The sequence below is a fragment of the Phocaeicola sp. RTP21198st1_B8_RTP21198_201120 genome (assembly GCF_040929485.1).
Lineage (GTDB): Bacteria > Bacteroidota > Bacteroidia > Bacteroidales > Bacteroidaceae > Phocaeicola > Phocaeicola dorei.
In genome coordinates, this window is sequence record NZ_JBCOCI010000518.1 from 1 (window position 1) to 1084 (window position 1084).

The window sequence follows — 1084 nt, forward strand, 5'->3', positions numbered from 1 at the left end:
TGGATATTAAGCATTTCGATGAGGCTGTCACGCAGGTCGGGGGCGAGAATGGGGGTGATGGCTTCGATGCGGCGGTAGAGGTTACGACGCATCCAGTCGGGGGAGCCCATGAAGACTTTGGGTTTGCCGTCGTTGCCGAAGTACCAGATACGGGCGTGTTCGAGGAAACTGTCTACAATACGGGTGACACGGATGTTACGACTGTATGACTGTCCGGGGATAAGACAACAGATTCCACGGACGATGAGGTCTATTTGTACGCCGTGTTCGGAGGCTTCGTAGAGACGGTCAATCATGGCGGGGTCTTGGAGGGCGTTCATTTTTAGGATGATACGGCCTTGTTTGCCTTCGTCGGCGAGGGCGATTTCCCGATCAATCAGGCGGTTCAATTCGGGGATGAGGTTGAAACGGGCGACAAGAAGGGTGGTGAACTTCGGGTCTTCTTTGCCTTGCAGGGTGCGGAAGAGGTTATAGAGGTCGGCCACTATCTTCGGACGGCAGGTGAAAAGGCCACAGTCGGCGTAGAGGGTGGCGGTCTTTTCATTAAAGTTACCGGTGCTAATATAGGCGTAGCTGGGTATTTTTTCACCGTTCAGTCCGCGGCGGCGGATAAGGGCTACTTTGGCGTGTACTTTCAGACCGGGTATGCTGTATATTATTTTAATGCCGGCGGCTTGCATCATTTCGGCCGTGGCAAGGTTGTTTTCTTCGTCGAAACGGGCTTTCAGCTCCACGAATACGGTGACTTTCTTGCCGTTTTGGGCGGCGGCTATCAGGGTGTTGATGACGGCGGAGTTTTCAGCTACGCGGTATTGGGTTACCATGATTTCACGGGTTTCCGGGTTGTGCACGGCTTCATACAGGAAGTGGATGAAGTGCTCGAAAGAGTGATAAGGGTAATATAATAACAGGTCCTTCTTGGCAACGTATTTGAAGATAGATTCTTTTTCGTCGAGGATGGTCAGCTTCATTGGCTTCGGCTTTTCGAGGCTGTGAAGAGATTTGTTCGGGTTGGGAAGATGACGCAGGTCTTCAAGATTCAGGTGCTTGTCGCCGGGGACAAGTTCATCGCGCTGAATATGGA

The 1084-nt window shown here is 52.1% G+C and carries 1 protein-coding gene; it reads right to left on the reverse strand.

Annotated elements, in window-relative coordinates:
• A partial coding sequence (locus tag AB5935_RS27765; RefSeq protein WP_368328071.1) for a phospholipase D-like domain-containing protein occupies positions 1-1084 on the reverse strand: 1084 nt, incomplete at both ends.